Below are 16,350 nucleotides of genomic sequence, written 5' to 3'. Positions count from 1 at the left end.
AACCCGACGCAGCGGCGCCAGATCGGACGCGCCTCGACAGGCAAGCCCGGCCCCGACAAACAAGCCGAAAGAGAAAACGCGGAGGCAGCTCCAGGGCCGCCTCCGCGCTGCGTGTGTGCCGGCTGGGCTTCTAGCCCTCGACCGACTCGAAGCCGAGCAGTTCGAGTTCGAAGATCAGCACGGCGTTGGGCGGAATGGGGCCGCGCGGGTTCGGGTTCGCACCGTAGCCGAGGTCGGGCGGGATGAAGAGGCGCCACCGATCGCCGACTTGCATCAGCGAGAGGGCTTCGTTCCAGCCAGGGACGACCTCGCCAATCACGAACTCCGTGGGTTCACCGCGGTTGTAGGACGAGTCGAAGACGGTGCCGTTGATGAGGGTGCCGGTGTAGTGGACCGTGACGCGGTCGCCCATCACGGGGGAGTCGCCCTCGCCGGAAGCGAGCACCTGATATTGGAGGCCCGACTCGGTCACCGAGACGCTGTCGCGGGCCGCGTTGGCTGTGAGGAAGCTGTCCGCCTCGGCGAGTTGCTTGCGGGATGCACGGGCCATCACGGTGTCCTGGAACGCGGTGAAGATCTCCTGGGCGCGCTGCTGCGAGACGAGCATCGTGTCGCCGTCAAGGCCCGCACGGTAGGCCGCGAGGAGGAGCGCCGGGTCGAGGCCGACATCGAGCGTGCTGTCGGCGATGAACTGCTGGCGGATGCCCTCGCCCTGAGAGAAGCCGACGATGTAGGCGACTTGCTCGTCGAGCGGACGTTCTTCGACGTCGGAGAAGTCAGCGACGCTGGGTTGGCAGCCGGCGAAGAAGGCAAGCGCGGCGGTGCACACACAGAGCGTGAGGGCGCGCGAAAAACGAAAAGGCATGGTGGGGAAAGATGGTGACGCAAAAAGCAGAGGAAACTAGGCGGTCAGCGTGGGCAAGGACCGGGAAAAACCGAAGAAGCGACGGGCGGGTGCCGAGCGGGCAGGCGAGACGCCGCGAGGGCAACGCACGGAAAAAGCGCGCGCTGGCGTTTACTCCCCGTTATATTCATTTAACAGCGTTCACCAACCGCTACGGGTACGGCCTTTGCCAGCCTGGGTGAACGCTCCCCCCACCCACACGATGCCGCGGCACGGCCGCACAGCGGGCTCTCGCCTGAGCCCGCTCGGAAGCCCTTCCGGAGGCATCCTCTCCTAGCGACCTCCCCCATGTACGACTACATCATCGTCGGCGCCGGCTCGGCCGGGTGCGTGCTCGCGGCGCGCCTGTCCGAGGACCCGCACGTGCGCGTCCTGCTGCTGGAAGCGGGCGGCCCCGACAGCGCTGCGGCGATTCACATTCCGGCGGCCTTCTCGAAGCTCTTCAAGACGGAGCACGACTGGGACTACAGCACCGAGCCGCAGGCGCACGCGGCTGAACGGGCGTGGTACTGGCCCCGGGGCAAGGTGCTCGGCGGCTCGTCGTCGATCAACGCGATGATCTATATCCGCGGCCACCGCGACGACTACGACCGCTGGGCGGACGGTGGCGCTGAGGGCTGGGACTTTGCGAGCGTCCTACCCTACTTCAAGAAGGCCGAAGACCAAGCCCGCGGTGCCAGTGCCTACCACGGCGAAGGCGGGCCGCTGCGCGTGGAGGATCAGCCAGCGCCCAACGTGCTCACCGAAGCGTTCGTGACCGCGTGCGTCCAGGCCGGCATCCCTGCCAACGACGACTTCAACGGCGCCCAGCAAGAGGGGGCGGGGTTCTACCAGACAAACACGAAGGGTGGGCGGCGCTGGTCTGCAGCCGATGCTTACCTCAAGCCTGCGCTACGGCGCTCTAACCTCACCGTCCACACGGGGGCGCAGGCCTCACAGGTGCTCATCGAGAGCGGACGCGCTGTCGGCATTGAATATGTCATGGACGGCCACCTCCATCGTGCGCAGGCCGACCACGAGGTGATCTTGGCGGGGGGCGCGATCAACTCGCCGCAGTTGCTCCTCCACTCTGGCGTCGGCGATGCCGACGAACTGCTCGCGCTGGGCATTCCCGCTCAGCACGACCTGCCGGGCGTTGGGCGCAACCTCCAAGACCACCCGGTCGCGGGCGTGCGCTACCGTTGCACCAAGCCCGTCTCGATGCTGAAGGCCGAGAGCCCGGCCAACGTGGCGCGCTACCTCTTCAACCGCTCGGGCATGCTCGCCTCGAACGTAGCCGAGGGGGGCGCCTTCATCCGCACCCGCGCGGACGAGCGCCAGCCCGACATCCAGTACCACTTCGGTCCCGTCGACTTTGCCGCGCACGGGCTTACCCCGCCGTCAGCCCACAAGTTCTCGATCGGCCCGACGCTGGTGCGGCCCCACAGCGTTGGGCGGGTCACGCTGCGCTCCGACGACCCGTTCGCGAAGCCAGCCATCGACCCGAACTACTTCGCCGACCCGCGTGACCTCGCCTCACTGGTGGAAGGCGTCCGTGTCGCGCGCAAGATCGCCGCGCAGAAGGCCTTCGACCGCTTCCGCGGCGCGGAAACGGACCCGGGCGCGAGCATGACCTCCGACGAGGACCTCCGCCGATACCTCCGCGAGACGGCGGAGACGCTCTACCACCCGACGAGCACCTGCCGCATCGGCACCGCGGCGCAGGCTGACCAGGGCGTGGCGGTCGTGGACGCCGAATGCCGCGTGCATGGCCTCGGCGGGCTCCGCGTGGTCGATGCCTCCGTGATGCCTGACGTGCCGGGGGGCAACACTCACGCCCCAACGGTGATGATCGCCGAGCGCGTAGCCGACCTGATTCGCTACGGGGAGGCGCGCGAAATGGCCGCGCGCATCTCCGGCGACGGGATGCTCGCCGAGCCTACCGTGCGTGTCACCAGATCATAGAGGACCAGGCATCACCGACGCGTGAGGCATTGATCTCTGAGGCACCAACACCTGAGGCGGGGCGTTCTTCCGAGCGTCCCGCCTTTCGTTTGTCCACCGTCTGTATGTCTGCTGCTCTCGACGCTCGTATCGCTGCCATCGCCGCTGCTGCCAAAGCGTGGCAAGATCCGGAATTCATGCCACGGGCCAAGGCCGCGCACGCCACGCTCTCAGCGCCGAACCGGTTCACGGAGGAGGCAGTGGCCTTCGCTGTCAATCAGCAGAAGCACCACCTCGCGTCGCCGAAGAAGCTGCGCGGGTGGTTCGGCGATGGCGACGGGTCCTCCGAGCGCGTGCGCATCGGGATCGCCCCCGAGGGCGCCACGCCGCTAGATGGCCTACGTGCGTTGGCAGCCGTATGGCTGGCCGGGCACGACCCCGTGGTCAGGGTGCCTGCGTCATCGCCCCACTTGCTTCCGGCGTTCGCGGAGTCGGTGGCGTCTGAGGGCGACCTGAGCACAGCCTTCGCCGCGGACGACGCGCAGGTGCTCAGCCAGACCGACGCGCTCCTCGTTGCTGGTCCGCACGACGCCGTTGATGCATGGCGAGAGCAGGCGGTAGGAGCCGGGATTCCGGCTGAGCGGTTGCATCTGAGTACGCGCCGCACCACCGTGGCCGTCATCGATGGAACCGAGGACTTCGACGCGCGCATCGGGTTGGCGGAAGACATCCTGCTGCACGAGGGGCTCGGCGAGGCCAACGTCGCGTTGCTTTGGGCACCGAAGGGGATCGACGCGGACCCCTACTTTGAGGCGTTTTCAGGCTTCCGGCAGATCATGCCCGCGCATGCGGACACCGACGGCGTCCTCGAAATGCCGCGGGCGTTTCTGAAGGCCGCGAAGCAGCCCTATGCCTGGGGCGACGGCGTCCTGGTCAGTCGCGGTGACCCCGATGTGCAGACGGCTGGGCATCTCCGTTGGGCCGAATACGATTCCCTCGACGCGGTGACAACCTGGATCGACGCGCACCAGAACGCACTCGGCGGGGTCGTGGCCACCGAAGCCGTCGCCAGGCGCGTGCAGATCCCCCCGGCGCTACACATCAAGCCAGGCGACGCGCATCGCTCCCGGCTCGGCACAGCGGCCGACCGTGCGCTGATGGCCTTCGTGCGCAGCTTGTAGGGCTACGCACTCGGTCAAGCCAGGTCTTGGGCGTGATCGTCGAACGCTTCGCGGAGGCTTGGTAACAGCTCCGCCCAGTCGGCGGCAGGATGCTTCGTGATCGTGGCGAAATCCGGCGTGATGAAGACGTTAGCCACGCCACGTACGCCGAAGAGGGCGTTCGCAAACGCGTTCGTTTCGGCTTCCGCGCTGGAGTTGAAGACGAGGATGCCAGCGTCGATGAGTTTCTGGCCGTCGAGCGAGAACTTGAGCGCGTTCGGGCTCGGCGTTGCTTGGGTTTGGAGCGTCGACATCGAGTGGGGGAAGCGGGAGGGACAACGGCGGGTCGTACCACCTGGCTGCGCCAGCAGGTTCCCTCCGGTTGAATGGGCCGGCGCCTGGATCGCTGATTGGATTGCGGCGTCCAAGTGCGTAGTCTATCACCCAGCACCGCACGTCCACACGCCTGCACCCGGCATGGCCGACCCGACCACGACCCTTGCACCGCCGTCCTTGCGCTCAGGCGACGGCGCCCAAGTGCCCGCTGGCACCGCTACGTCCCCAGTCGTCGAGCCGTCACGCTTGGCACCACCCCCAGTCAGGCCGATCTCCCAGCCCAGTTCCCCGGTTGCCGGGACGCCCGCTCGCATCGAGTCCAAAGGCAAAGTCGCCCGGATCTCCGATCAGACGAAGGGCATCGTCGACGATGCAAAGACGTGGGTCGACCTGCGCATCGCGCTGGCCAAGCAGGAGGTGCGCGACGAGGTCAAAGGCCGCGTGGACGGCGCCAAGGCGATCGGGCAGCCGCTGGTGTTGCTGATCGCGGTGGTCTTGCTCGCCGGGGCCTTCTTCCTTCTGACGCTGAGCTTCGGGTTCACGGCCCTCTACGTCTGGGGGTTTGCGTCGCTCCATGCTGGTTTGCTGCTGGGCTTCCTGACCACGACGGCGCTGCTCGGAATCGCGGCCGTGGTGTTCAACGCGCAATTCCAGAAGGCGAAGGCCGCATCCTCCGCTGACTCTCCAAAGACCCCTGCCTGACTCGTGAGTACCGACGTTTCGAAGCCAGTCGCCTCCGACACGCCTGAGCAGGACAAACTGCGGGCCCGTTTGGCTGCGCAGGAGGCCAGCATGAAAGCGCGCTTCGACACCCTCCAGCACGAAGTCACGCGTCCGCTCAAGGCGCTGCCCTTTGTCGGCGGCACATCTTCCGAGCCGGGTGCGCTGGCTCGGGTCGTGCGTGAAAACCCGCTCGCGTTTGCAGCGGGCGCTGTGGCGCTGACCGCGTTGGCGTCGTTTGTGCTAGGGATGCGCAAGAAGCGCAAGAAGCGCCTGGCTCCTAACGACCATCAGCAACTCGTGACGGCCTACCTCAGCACAGTCATCAACGACGCCTCGGCCAGAATGGCGCGCGGGAAGAGCGCCGACGAAGCGCTCGACCTCGCCTTTCGCAGACGCCCGCCGGTGATCGTCTATGGCGATACCGAGGTGAGCACTACGCCGAAGCAGAGGCGTACGCTCATCCGCGAGGGTATGCGCGCTGCAGGCAACCAGGCGGTGCGTGTGGGCCTGAGCTACGCACTCGGTCGCTTCCAACTCGCCCCGTCCGCCGACTTCGAGTAACCCTACCGCCGCCGCCGTGTTCTCTGCTGTCGTCCTCGCTGTCTCGCTGCTCGTCCTCGGAGGCGGGCTCATGATCTACGAGGCGCGCACGGGGCGGCTCACGGGTGCGACGCGTCGGCGGTCGCTCGGACGGCTCGCAATCTTCTTCGCCGGTGCTGCATCGGGTGCCGCCTTGCTGATCTCCACGGCCGGTGCCGAGTGGCTCTTCGCGCTGGCGTTCGTGCCGGTGACCGTGCTGTGTCTGCTACGCTTCACGATGCTCGTCCGCCACCTCGCTCCTGGCTGGGGGCCAGCGTTGCTGTCCAGCCTCATGCTCGCGCTCGCCGTACTCTACGCCGTGCAGTGGCTCCCGCTCCCGCTCGACCGCGCCTACGTAGTCGAGCAGATTCGCCTCATTGATGAGGCCCGGCAGGCCCCAGACTCGATCAACCCCGACGCGCGCCGCACGGTTCGGTCGTAGGGCGGCAACCTTGTGAGACGGCGGCCGTACATTCATAGGGCCTTCATCAAGCGGCGTCTACAGCTGCTTCTGGGGGAACGATTTGTTAACACCGTCGCAGCGTATCAAGCGGTAGCTAGTGGCGGTATGCTATTGACTACCACCACCACCGCTCGCTCTCTCTCCACCTGCTCTCCTGCTCGCCATGCGCCGCCGAGCTGTCCGACCGCGCTCCGTCCGTCGACGTGCCGCACGCATCCAGGCGATCCGGCGCCAAAATGCGCCGCCGAGTCGGCTCGCGCGCACCCGCACCGTCGTGCAGTGGCGTGCTCGGCGGGTGGTCGAGGCGCACCAGAAGCGGCTGCGAGAGGAGATCGCGAACTCGCTGACGCACGGGCTGGGCATGGTGCTCGCGCTCATCTTCGTCCCGGTGCTGATCGTCCTCGGCGTCATGCGTGGCGATTTCGTGCACGTGACCACGTTCTCGATCTACGGCGGCGCGCTCATCGCGGTCTACACGACCTCGACGCTCTTCCATGCCTTCTTCGATAAGCCGTGGAAAGACACATTTCACGTGCTCGACCACATGGCGATCTACCTCCTGATCGCAGGCACCTATACGCCGATCGTGCTCCTGAGCGTGCCGGGACCGGTAGGCTGGACGCTCCTCACGCTCGTCTGGACGCTCTCGGTGTTCGGCATCGTCTACAAGCTCTTCTACACGGGGCGGTTCAAGCGTTTCTCGCTCATCCTCTATCTCCTGCTCGGGTGGTCGGCGGTGTTGATCGCGAAGCCGCTGATCGCCGCGATGCCGCTCGAAGCGCTGTTCTGGATCGTGGCGGGGGGCGTGTTCTACACGGTTGGCACCCTCTTTTTCGCCTGGGAGAAGCTGCCGTTCAGCCATGCTATTTGGCACGTCTTCGTGCTCGCCGGTAGCGCGTGCCATTACTACGTGATCCTGGGCTACGTCCTACGCGGCGGCTGGTGATTCTGAAGTGTGAAGTGGGAAGTTGGTGGTGCGTCGGATATTCGGGCTGAACTCGAAGCTTTAAGCCTACGCCCCAGGACGAATGACTCAGGACCCGACACCCCCTACCGTTTTCATCACGGGGGCCTCCTCAGGGATTGGCGAGGCATGCGCTGAGGCGTTCGCGCAGCGCGGGGCGCGCCTCGTGCTGTGCGCTCGCCGCCTCGACAACATGCAGCGCGTTGCGCAGGGCCTGCGTGACACCTACGGCGTGGCGGTGCACGCGTTTGCGCTCGACGTGCGCGATGCCGAGGCCGTCACTGAGGCCGTGGCGGCGCTCCCGGAGGCGTTCGCCCACATCGACGTGCTGGTCAACAACGCCGGGCTCTCACGGGCGCTCGACCCGGCCTACGCCAACGAGGTGCGCCACATTGACGACATGGTAGACACAAACGTGAAGGGTTTGCTCTACGTCACGCGCGCCGTCGTGCCTGGGATGCTGGAGCGCGGGCGCGGCCACATCGTCAACATCGGCTCCACGGCTGGCCACGAGGTCTACCGAGGCGGCACGGTGTACTGCGCCACGAAGCACGCGGTCGGCGCCATCACGCGTGGGCTCAAGATGGACCTCCACGGCACGCCCCTCCGCGTCTCGACCGTCGACCCAGGTCTCACCGAAACCGACTTTTCGCTCGTCCGCTTCGAAGGCGACGCCACCCGCGCCGATGCCGTCTACGCAACGACGACGCCGCTGCAAGCCTCCGACATCGCCGATGCGGTCGTCTACGTCGCCACCCGGCCTGCGCACGTCAACATCGCCGAGGTGATCCTCACGCCCGTAGCGCAGTCCAGCGCCTCGCTCATCGACCGGCAATGAAGTGCGGCTGGAGAGCTTGAGGCAGCCGTGGAGACGGTGTGCCTCGGCGACGTGTGTGGGCGCTAGAGCACCGCCTTGACGCCGTTGACGAGCATCTGCACGGCGATCATCAGGAGCAGCATGCCCATGAGCCGTTCGAGGGCAATGAGGCCCCGTTCGCGCAGGAGGCGGTAGAGGAGGGGCGCTGCCATCAGGAGTGCTGCCGTTGTCCCCCAGGCCATAAGCAGCGCCAGCGCCCACGTCCCCGTGCGGTCTGGAGCCGCGTTGACCATGAGAATCAGCGTGGCGAGCACGGACGGCCCCGCGATGAGTGGGATCGCCAACGGGACGATGAACGGCTCGCCGTCGGGTTGAGGCCCCATCACGCCATCTGGCGTGGGAAACACCATCCGGAGGCCGATCACAAGCAGCACGAGCCCGCCTGCGATCGTTACGGATTCCTGCTGGAGGTGCAAGAGATCGAGGATCGCCTGCCCGCCGAGCAGGAACGCGAAAAGCACAGCGAGCGCGATCAGCAGCTCCCGTGCGAGCACCCACCGCCGACGCTTGTCGTCCACGTCGCGCAGCAGCGAGAGAAAGAGCGGGATGTTGCCCAGCGGGTCCATGATGAAGAGCAGGACGAGTGCCGCCGACCACACCGAGTCGCTGAATTCCATCGAACCGTGCGGGAATAGGGGGAGGAAACACCAGGGCGCGCAAACTACACCGCTGGGCCTTGGTCTGGCCGTTTCGGTGCACGGGCAGGCACGCGTCTTGGTGCTGCCGTCAGTGCTCCGTGAGTGCGCCCGAATGCGTTGCGTATTGTGCCTGACGTTGAGAGGTCGGCTACTATCCGGTCCGTACCGTGCATCGCGAAGCCTGTGCGGCGATGCGAAGCCCAACGCCTCGGCGTGCTCGCGCTGCTAGTTCAACCGCAGCCCACGCAGCGCGCCGACGGGGGCGCGTTGATCCACGTGGAGGCGGTCTGAAACGGCGCGCACGCCGGGCAGCGCCGCCACGCGACCGAAGACGATGTCGCGGTCCCGGTCCTGTTGCACGCTCCCGTAGACGGTTACGACTCCGTCCACAACCTGAAAGTGCAGCCCCTTGAACCGTTGGTCGGTGCCCCGTTCGAAGGCGAGGTAAAGGCTACGGGCCAGCGTGCGGTCGTCGCGCGTGCGCGTGCGACGCGAGCGCAGGTGGTCTACAAACGCACGAAGCGCAGCAAACGGCGAGCGGGACGAAGACGAGGGTACGGACATAGCCATCGGCACAGGAAGATTCGTCTTCCTGAAGCTTAGCAAAGAGCGTACCGAGTGCTACGCGTCGTCCTCTTCTGTGTCGTCGGTCACGGCTTCGCGCCACGTTTCGCGCGTGGCCGAGTCCACGATAGCGTCGCGCATCGCCGCGAGGTCGTCTTCGTCGTGCCAGCGGATCTGACGGGCTCGGTCTGGGTGGCGGTGCATCCAGTGGAGCAGGATGCGGGTCTGGTCTACGTCGGCCTTGCCAATGACATCGGGCGGGGCCACGCTCGGGTCGAAGTGCTCCTCCAAGAGCCCGTCGAGCGCGGAGAGGTCATCCGGCGTGGGCGGGACGGGCAAATCGTGCATCGCGACGAGGCGCCCGTGGCGGATGACGAAGAGCTGCACGTCGCCCTCGCGCAGACCTGGCTCCACGAGCACGGCGTGGTGATCATGCACCGCCGAGGCGATGTGCTGCTGACGACCGAGCGTGCGTTCGAGGCGGCGGAACTGGTCACGGTAGAACCCCGCCTCCTCGAAATCGAGGCGGGCAGCCGCCTGCCGCATTTTCTGCTCCACTACGTCCAGCGCTGAGTTGTCCTGCCCGGTGAGAAAGCGCCGCACGTGCTCCACGACCTCGCCGTAGCGCGCTGCGCCAAGGCCGCCCTCGCACGGCGCCGTGCAGCGGCCCATCTCGTGGTAGAGGCACGCCCGCCCCATGCGAAACGTGGGCTCCTCGCACTCACGAAGCTGAAAGAGGCGCCCGATCAACTCGACCAACTCCTCGGCCTGGCCGCGCCGCCCGATGGGGCCATAGTATTCAGCGCCATCGTTGCGAATGACCGGCGTCTGCGTGATCGTCGGGAAGCGGTGCGTGGTGTCGAGCCGGAGGAAGGGGTAGGAACGGTAGCGCCGCTGAGCCCGGTTGTAGACCGGCAACATTTGCTTGATGAGGCGGCTCTCGTCGAGGAGCGCGCGCAGTTCTGAGCCCGTCTCCGTCCACTCAACGGTACGCACGTCGCGGAGCAGCTTGCGCGTCTTCGGCGGGTGCGCCTCGATGCCGGTGAAGTACGACCGCACGCGGTTGCGGAGGCTCTTCGCCTTGCCGACGTAGATGATGCGGTCGCGGCGGTCCTTCATGAAATAGACCCCGGGCCGGTCGGGCAGCAGCGGCAGCCGTTCTTGTCGGATCCTTTCGAGGTGCTTCGGCGCGCGGCGCGTGTCTTTGTAGCGCTTGCGCTGAAAAGCGAGCACGTCGGCGATGGTCGTCGCGCCGAACTCGATGCGGAGCTGGTCGAGGAGGCGCATCAGCACGTGCGCCGTCACGGTGGCGTCGCCGAGGGCGCGGTGGCGGGCGTCGTTCTTGAGGCCGTAGTGTGTGGTGAGCGCCGAGAGGCCCTTCGAGGGTAGCGCTGAGAGGAGCCGCCGCGCCAGCCGCAATGTGCAGAGCGACTCGTTGGTCATCGGTGGCTGGTCCGCGAGGTCCAGCTCTACGTCGAGGAAGCGCTGGTCGAACGGCAGGTTGTGCGCTACGAGGATGCTATCGCTGAGAAAGTCGAGGTAGCCGGGCAACACCTCGCCTGCCGTGGGCTGTTCGAACACCATCGCCGTGGTGATGCCGGTCAGCCGCGTGATGCGCTGCGGGATGTGCCGCTCCGGGTTGATGAGGTGCTGAAACGTCCCTACGATCTGCCCGCCGCGTAGTTTGACCGCGGCCAGCTCGATTAGCCGATCCTCGCCCGCCCGCGCACCCGTTGTCTCGGTGTCGGTGACCACGAACGTGGCTTGATCAATGGGCGTGCTCAGGTCCATAGCAGTGGATCAGGTGCATCGGCAACGAAGGAAATCAATTGGCAATACGCGTCCTTCGTAGGCAAGCGGACGGGGTTGCTACTCCACAACGGTCTCAGGTTCCTGGCGAAGCTCTGCGCGAAGCTCCGCGGTGAGCGCGTCGAGATCGAAGCCCATCACGTCGGCCAGCGTCCGGCCGATGGCGTCGTTCTGCATCACACCTGCGAAACGCTCCGCATGCGGCCCGTAGCTGTGCAGGTTCACGGCGACAGCCGTATGCCCCCCTGTCGTCCAGCCGATCAACGCGCGCTCTGACAGGATGGCCGCCATCACGCTGTAGAGCGAGCCGGGGCCTCGAATAACACCGACGGCGTCGCGTAGCGCGCTGCGCTCGTCGTCCGTCAGGTCGACGATGCCGCCGCGGGTCGCCATAAGCGTGTCCGGGGCCATGCCTTCGTCGACTAGCGCGAGCATCCCCTCAACGCTACGTGTTGCCTGGGCGAGGACGTCCGGTCGCCAGTCGTAGATGCCGCGCCCGTCCAAGTTGCGCCCCAGCGACAGGCCGCCTGTCTCGTGGTCGGCCATCACCACGATCAGCGTCTCGCCGTCTTGCTCGGCAAACGCAAGAGCCCCCGCCACGGCCTCGTCGAACGCAATGATGTCGTGCAGGTGGCCCACAGGATCGTTCCCGTGCCCCGCGTGGTCGATGCGGCTGCCCTCGATCATCAGAAAGAAGCCGTTGGGGTCGGTGCTCAGGTGCGCAAGCGCGAACGAGGCCATCTCAGCGAGGCTGGGCTCTTTCGACGGGTCGCGGTCGATCTCGTACGCCAGGTGCGAATCGCTGAAGAGGCCGAGCACGGGAGGCGCGGTGTCGGCACCGCCGAGCGGTATGGCGCTGAAGGCGTTGAAGCCCGCCCGGTCCAGCGCGACGGCATAGCCGCGCTCGCGCGCCTCCTCGACGAGGTCGCGGCCATCGTCGCGACGGCCAGCGTAGTCCGTATTGGTGTCGGTGGGAAGAAAAAACGGCCGCCCTCCGCCCAGGATCACCTCAATACCCTGATCCAGCATCTGCGCGGCGATGTCGAGCTCCATCCCGCGCTGTGGCACGTGGGCAGCAAACGCCGCGGGCGTGGCGTGCGTGATGCGGCTCGTCGCCACGAGGCCCGTGGCCATGCCGCGCGCCTCGGCCGCCTCCAGGATCGTGGCAACCGGCGCCCGCGTCGCGTCGAGGCCGATGGCGCCGTTGTAGGTCTTCACGCCGGAGGCATAGGCCGTGGCGCTGGCAGCGGAATCGGTCACGCGGCTGTCGGAGGCATACGTGCGCACCGCCCCGCTCAGGATGCGATCGAGCACGAGCTCGCGGCCCTCGATCTCGTGGAGATACTCCCGCGCCATCGTCTGCGAGGTAGGGCCGAAGCCGTCGGGGATGAGCACGATGAGGTTGCGGGGCGGCGGGGGCGCATTCGGTTCGGCTGGTTGCGCTGAGGCCCAGGGCGCTGCGAACAGCAGGACAAGCAACCAGAGCAGGCTGTGGGCGGGGGGAGACGCGCGCATCGATGTCGGAGTGGGTCGGTGGGGGACGAAGCTACACGCGGCCGGGTGTCAGCCGCGTGACGCAGGCATGACGAATGGCCGCAAACAGGGCGAGGACGCCGCTATGGGTCGATGCAGCGAGAAGAACAGCGAGAAAAGTATATAGTGTTGTAATTACACTTAAATTGTTCTACCTTGATGTCAGACGCCCCAAGCACCCTTCGCCAACGTCCCTCGCCGTGTCCTACCGACTGCCCACCACCTTCGCTGACGCATGTGGCCGCATCGATGCGGCCAGGCGAGCGGCTGACCTGTTTGGAGCGCTGGAAGGGGACGCCACCCGACAGCATAGTGCCCTGCGTGAGCGCTATCGCGCCTTCGCGTTCGTCGTCCACGCCGACCGCAACGGCGGCGACCCGAGCGCTACCACGGCTTTCCAGCGTCTCGGCGCGCTCTACGAATCCGCCCAGCAACAGCTTCGACTCGGTACCTACGGGCGACCCCGCGCGCTGGCGGTGCTCCGGCACGCCGACGTCACCTACCGCCTCCACGACATCCATGCACGGGGCGATGTGGCGGATCTCTACTTGGCCACCGCCGAAACCAAGCGAGGGACGGCAACCCTCGTGCTTGTCAAGAGCGCACGGTCGTCGGCGGACAACGATCTGCTCACCAACGAGGCCTGGGCGCTGCGCCGTCTCCGCGAGCGCGTCGACCCGTGCAGCGATGACGCGCGGCTGCTCGCACACGTGACGTCGCTCTGCGCTTCGTTTGACGTTCAGAGCGCGGACGGCACGCAGCGCCGCGCCAACGTGTTGGACTGGGAAGACGGCTGGGTGTCGCTCGTTGACGTGAAGCGGGCGTACCCCGCGGGTGTCCACCCGGCGGACATGGCCTGGATGTTCAACCGCCTCCTCGCCGCGCTCGCGCTGACGCACGCCTGCGGCCTCGTTCACGGTACCGTCGTCCCCGCGCACGTTCTGGTCCGCCCCGAAGACCACCACGGGCGGCTCATCGACTGGGGCTACGCGGTGCCGTTGCCGACCCGAGCCGCTGGAACGCCACCAGCGACACGCGTCCAGACGGCGTCGGAATCGATCCGCGCGATCAGTCTGCCACACCGTGCCTTCTATCCGCCTGAGGTGCTCGCCAAACAGCCGCCCACGCCAGGCACGGACCTCTACATGGCCGCGCTGACGATGCTCTGGCTCGTCGGCGGCGATGCGGCGACCCAGACCCCGCCACGGGGCCTCGACCCGCGCCTTGTGGCATTCTTCCGGAGCTGCCTGCTGCCTAACCCAGCACGCCGTCCGCAGGACGCCTGGGCGCTCTTCGGCGAATTCCGCGACCTCCTGCAGACGCTCTACGGCCCGCCTCGCTTCCGCCCGTTCGCGATGCCGTCGAACCCGGCATAGGGCGCACGCCTGTTCTCTCCACGAACCCAATCACACAACCACTGAGGTACTACCATGGGATACAGCCGTTGGTCACACGATGCCTACAGCAGCCGCCAGCACGACCGCTCGTCCCGCGGCGTCGACGCCTTTGCCTACGACCGCCACGTCCGGTCCACCGGGCGCTACGTCGCCCACGACAAGATGAACCCCCACGGCGTCGCCTTCCGCGAGAGCCGCGACTCTGCCGAACACCCCAACTCGGTGCCCATCGGCGTGTTTTTCGACGTCACCGGGTCGATGGGCTCCATCCCGCGCGTCCTCCAGACGAAGCTGGGCGCGCTCATGCGCACGCTGATCGCCCGTGGCTACGTCGCCGATCCGCAGGTGCTCTTCGGCGCCGTCGGTGATGCGTTCGTTGACCGCGTTCCGCTCCAGGTCGGGCAGTTCGAGTCGGGGCTGGAGATGGACGACGACCTCACCCGTATCGTCATCGAGGGCGGGGGCGGGGGCACTATCGAGGAGTCCTACGACCTCGCGCTCTACTTCTTCGCTCGCCACACGGCCACCGACGCTTGGGAAAAGCGCCGCCGCAAGGGCTACCTATTCCTGATCGGCGACGAGAAACCCTACGACGAGGTGCGGCGCGACCACGTCCGGGCGCTCATCGGCGACGGGCTGGAAGCGTCGATCCCGATCGAGGAGATGATCGCCGAAGTCGAGGAACGCTACCACCTGTTCTACCTCGTCGTGACGCGCGGGGCCAACGGGCGTCGCCCGGAAGTGCGGCAGCGGTGGCGCGATCTGCTGGGCCAGCGCGCGCTGCTGCTCGACGACCCCGAGGCCGTCAGCGAGACCATCGCGCTGCAGATCGGGCTGGTCGAGGGCACCGTCAACGACTTGGGCCGCGCCACGGACGACTTGGTGGCTGCCGGCTTCGACGCGGGCGCCGTCCGCTCGGCTTCGAAGGCCGTAGCCAAATACGCCGCCCCGACCGCGCTCACCTCGGTCGCCTCCGGGACGCTGCCGCCCCCGAGCAGCGACGCGGGCCGTAGTGGTAGGCTCTAACCCACACGCGCAAACCCACACGCGCTATGACCACGGCCTATCTGATCGTAGACCTCGGCTTCGGCGACGCGGGGAAGGGGAGCCTCACCGACTTCCTCGCGCGCCGAGCCGTCACCGATGCCCACGGCGTCCACACGGTCGTCCGCTACAACGGCGGGCCGCAGGCTGGCCACAACGTCGTCACGCCCGATGGGCGGCACCACACGTTCTCGCAGTTCGGGGCGGGGACGTTCGTGCCAGGCGTGCGCACGCACCTCGCGCGCCACATGCTCGTCAGCCCCCCGGCCATGCTGGCCGAGGCCGCACACCTGGACGAGGTCGGCGTTCCCGACGCCTTCTCCCGGACAACGATCAGCGCGCGGTCGCTCATCATCACGCCGTTCCAGCAGGCTGCCAACCGCCTACGCGAGTTGGCGCGCGGTGATGCGCGCCACGGGAGCTGTGGCATGGGCGTCGGCGAGGCGCAGGCCGACCGGATCGCCCTCGGCGACGAGGCGGTGCTCTTCGCAGGCGACCTCGCCGATAAGGCGCGGACTCGGGCCAAGCTCCAGGCGCTGCAGGCCTACAAGCAGACCCAACTCGACGACGTGCTCGCGCGGTTGCCCGATACACCCGCCGTGCGCCGTGAGCGGGTGGCTTTCGACGCCGACGATGTCGTGGAGACAACGCTCGACGGCTACCGGCGCTTCCTGCGGCATGCCCGGATCGTGGGCGACGGCTACCTCGGCGAGGTGCTCCGCTGGCCCGGCGGCGTCGTGTTCGAGGGGGCGCAGGGCGTGCTGCTCGATGAGTGGTATGGCTTCCACCCGCACACCACGTGGGCCACGACCACGCTCGCCCACGCCGATGCGCTGCTCGCCGAACAGGGCTACGAAGGTGCTATAACGAAGCTGGGGCTTACGCGGGCCTACCAAACGCGCCACGGGGCCGGTCCCATGCCCACCGAAGACCCCACCCTCAGCCGTGAGCGCCCCGACGCCCACAACGGCGACGACCCCTGGCAGCACGGCTTCCGCGTCGGGCCGCTCGACCTCCCGCTCCTGCGCTACGCCCACGCCGTCGTGGGCCACCTCGATGGCCTCGTCGTGTCGTGCCTCGACCGCATCGCGAACCGGGACGGGGCCGTGGCGACAGGCTACCGGACAGACGCACCCTTTCCGGAGGCCTCCTTCGTTCTGGCTGATGGCGTCCATACTGACGACAACCCGTTGATTCGAACAATCGAGGTGCATCCGTCGCAGTGGTCGGAGCAGCAGCGCCTCGACCATCAGGAGCGGATCGGGCGCACGCTCGGCACGTGCCGACCAGCCTACGAACACGACCTCAGCGCCGACGCGCTCGCCCACCTCGTGGCTGACGATCTTGGGGTGCCGCTCGCGCTCACGTCGGGGGGGCCGACGGCTGCCGATAAGCGTATCGTGGCGTCGGGGCTCTTGCCAACAACGCCGTAATCG

Annotated in this window: 16 protein-coding genes; 10 read left to right on the top strand and 6 right to left on the bottom strand. The window is 67.2% G+C overall.

Annotation, left to right across the window (positions count from 1 at the left end; translation table 11 throughout):
• Nucleotides 1-130: 130 nt before the first annotated feature.
• Entirely contained in the window at nucleotides 131-865 is a 735-nt protein-coding gene (locus AAFU51_10270; GenBank protein MEO1571643.1) for an FKBP-type peptidyl-prolyl cis-trans isomerase, read from the bottom strand.
• 327 nt (nucleotides 866-1,192) lie between these two features.
• On the opposite strand from AAFU51_10270, the gene AAFU51_10265 reads away from it, so the two are divergent.
• On the top strand, nucleotides 1,193-2,848 hold the full coding sequence (locus AAFU51_10265) for a choline dehydrogenase (GenBank protein MEO1571642.1): 1,656 nt from the start codon (nucleotides 1,193-1,195) through the stop codon (nucleotides 2,846-2,848).
• A gap of 104 nt (nucleotides 2,849-2,952) precedes the next feature.
• Nucleotides 2,953-4,008: a hypothetical protein gene (locus tag AAFU51_10260; protein ID MEO1571641.1), complete on the top strand. Its 1,056-nt coding sequence runs from the start codon at nucleotides 2,953-2,955 to the stop codon at nucleotides 4,006-4,008.
• 14 nt (nucleotides 4,009-4,022) lie between these two features.
• On the opposite strand, the gene AAFU51_10255 is transcribed toward AAFU51_10260, so the two are convergent.
• Nucleotides 4,023-4,301 (bottom strand): NifU N-terminal domain-containing protein, encoded by a 279-nt coding sequence (locus AAFU51_10255; GenBank protein MEO1571640.1) that lies wholly within the window; start codon nucleotides 4,299-4,301, stop codon nucleotides 4,023-4,025.
• A gap of 163 nt (nucleotides 4,302-4,464) precedes the next feature.
• Between AAFU51_10255 and AAFU51_10250 the strand changes: the two genes are divergently transcribed.
• The 5 genes from AAFU51_10250 (at nucleotide 4,465) to AAFU51_10230 (ending at nucleotide 7,890) form a co-directional block, all read left to right on the top strand.
• Entirely contained in the window at nucleotides 4,465-5,025 is a 561-nt protein-coding gene (locus AAFU51_10250; protein ID MEO1571639.1) for a phage holin family protein, read from the top strand.
• Between the two features lie 3 nt (nucleotides 5,026-5,028).
• Nucleotides 5,029-5,607 (top strand): hypothetical protein, encoded by a 579-nt coding sequence (locus tag AAFU51_10245; GenBank protein ID MEO1571638.1) that lies wholly within the window; start codon nucleotides 5,029-5,031, stop codon nucleotides 5,605-5,607.
• A 16-nt stretch (nucleotides 5,608-5,623) separates the two neighbouring features.
• Nucleotides 5,624-6,067, top strand: a complete 444-nt coding sequence (locus AAFU51_10240) for a hypothetical protein (protein MEO1571637.1) — start codon at nucleotides 5,624-5,626, stop codon at nucleotides 6,065-6,067.
• A 184-nt stretch (nucleotides 6,068-6,251) separates the two neighbouring features.
• Nucleotides 6,252-7,034: a hemolysin III family protein gene (locus AAFU51_10235; GenBank protein MEO1571636.1), complete on the top strand. Its 783-nt coding sequence runs from the start codon at nucleotides 6,252-6,254 to the stop codon at nucleotides 7,032-7,034.
• Between the two features lie 82 nt (nucleotides 7,035-7,116).
• Nucleotides 7,117-7,890, top strand: coding sequence for an SDR family NAD(P)-dependent oxidoreductase (locus tag AAFU51_10230; protein MEO1571635.1), 774 nt, complete (start codon nucleotides 7,117-7,119; stop codon nucleotides 7,888-7,890).
• A 62-nt stretch (nucleotides 7,891-7,952) separates the two neighbouring features.
• On the opposite strand, the gene AAFU51_10225 is transcribed toward AAFU51_10230, so the two are convergent.
• The 4 genes from AAFU51_10225 to AAFU51_10210 all read right to left on the bottom strand — a co-directional run bounded on the left by AAFU51_10225 (nucleotide 7,953) and on the right by AAFU51_10210 (nucleotide 12,455).
• Nucleotides 7,953-8,546, bottom strand: coding sequence for a MarC family protein (locus AAFU51_10225; GenBank protein ID MEO1571634.1), 594 nt, complete (start codon nucleotides 8,544-8,546; stop codon nucleotides 7,953-7,955).
• Between the two features lie 246 nt (nucleotides 8,547-8,792).
• The gene (locus AAFU51_10220) at nucleotides 8,793-9,131 is read right to left on the bottom strand and encodes a hypothetical protein (GenBank protein ID MEO1571633.1); all 339 of its coding nucleotides are present in this window, start codon (nucleotides 9,129-9,131) and stop codon (nucleotides 8,793-8,795) included.
• 57 nt (nucleotides 9,132-9,188) lie between these two features.
• A complete protein-coding gene (locus AAFU51_10215; GenBank protein MEO1571632.1) occupies nucleotides 9,189-10,922 on the bottom strand; it encodes a DEDD exonuclease domain-containing protein in 1,734 nt (577 codons plus the stop codon).
• Nucleotides 10,923-11,000: 78 nt separating this feature from the next.
• A complete protein-coding gene (locus tag AAFU51_10210) occupies nucleotides 11,001-12,455 on the bottom strand; it encodes an alkaline phosphatase (GenBank protein ID MEO1571631.1) in 1,455 nt (484 codons plus the stop codon).
• 218 nt (nucleotides 12,456-12,673) lie between these two features.
• Between AAFU51_10210 and AAFU51_10205 the strand changes: the two genes are divergently transcribed.
• The 3 genes from AAFU51_10205 to AAFU51_10195 are packed head-to-tail and all read left to right on the top strand — an operon-like array spanning nucleotide 12,674 to nucleotide 16,347.
• Nucleotides 12,674-13,849: a molecular chaperone DnaJ gene (locus AAFU51_10205; protein MEO1571630.1), complete on the top strand. Its 1,176-nt coding sequence runs from the start codon at nucleotides 12,674-12,676 to the stop codon at nucleotides 13,847-13,849.
• Between the two features lie 54 nt (nucleotides 13,850-13,903).
• Nucleotides 13,904-14,896 carry a hypothetical protein gene (locus AAFU51_10200; protein MEO1571629.1) on the top strand — a complete coding sequence of 331 codons (993 nt, stop codon included), beginning with the start codon at nucleotides 13,904-13,906 and terminating at the stop codon, nucleotides 14,894-14,896.
• A gap of 26 nt (nucleotides 14,897-14,922) precedes the next feature.
• The gene (locus tag AAFU51_10195) at nucleotides 14,923-16,347 is read left to right on the top strand and encodes an adenylosuccinate synthetase (protein MEO1571628.1); all 1,425 of its coding nucleotides are present in this window, start codon (nucleotides 14,923-14,925) and stop codon (nucleotides 16,345-16,347) included.
• Nucleotides 16,348-16,350: the final 3 nt, after the last annotated feature.

The sequence above is a fragment of the Bacteroidota bacterium genome (assembly GCA_039821555.1).
Classification (GTDB): Bacteria; Bacteroidota; Rhodothermia; order Rhodothermales; family Rubricoccaceae; genus JBCBEX01.
The sequence above is the reverse complement of the archived record's forward strand: the minus strand, read 5'-3'. Positions and strand labels throughout refer to the sequence as shown.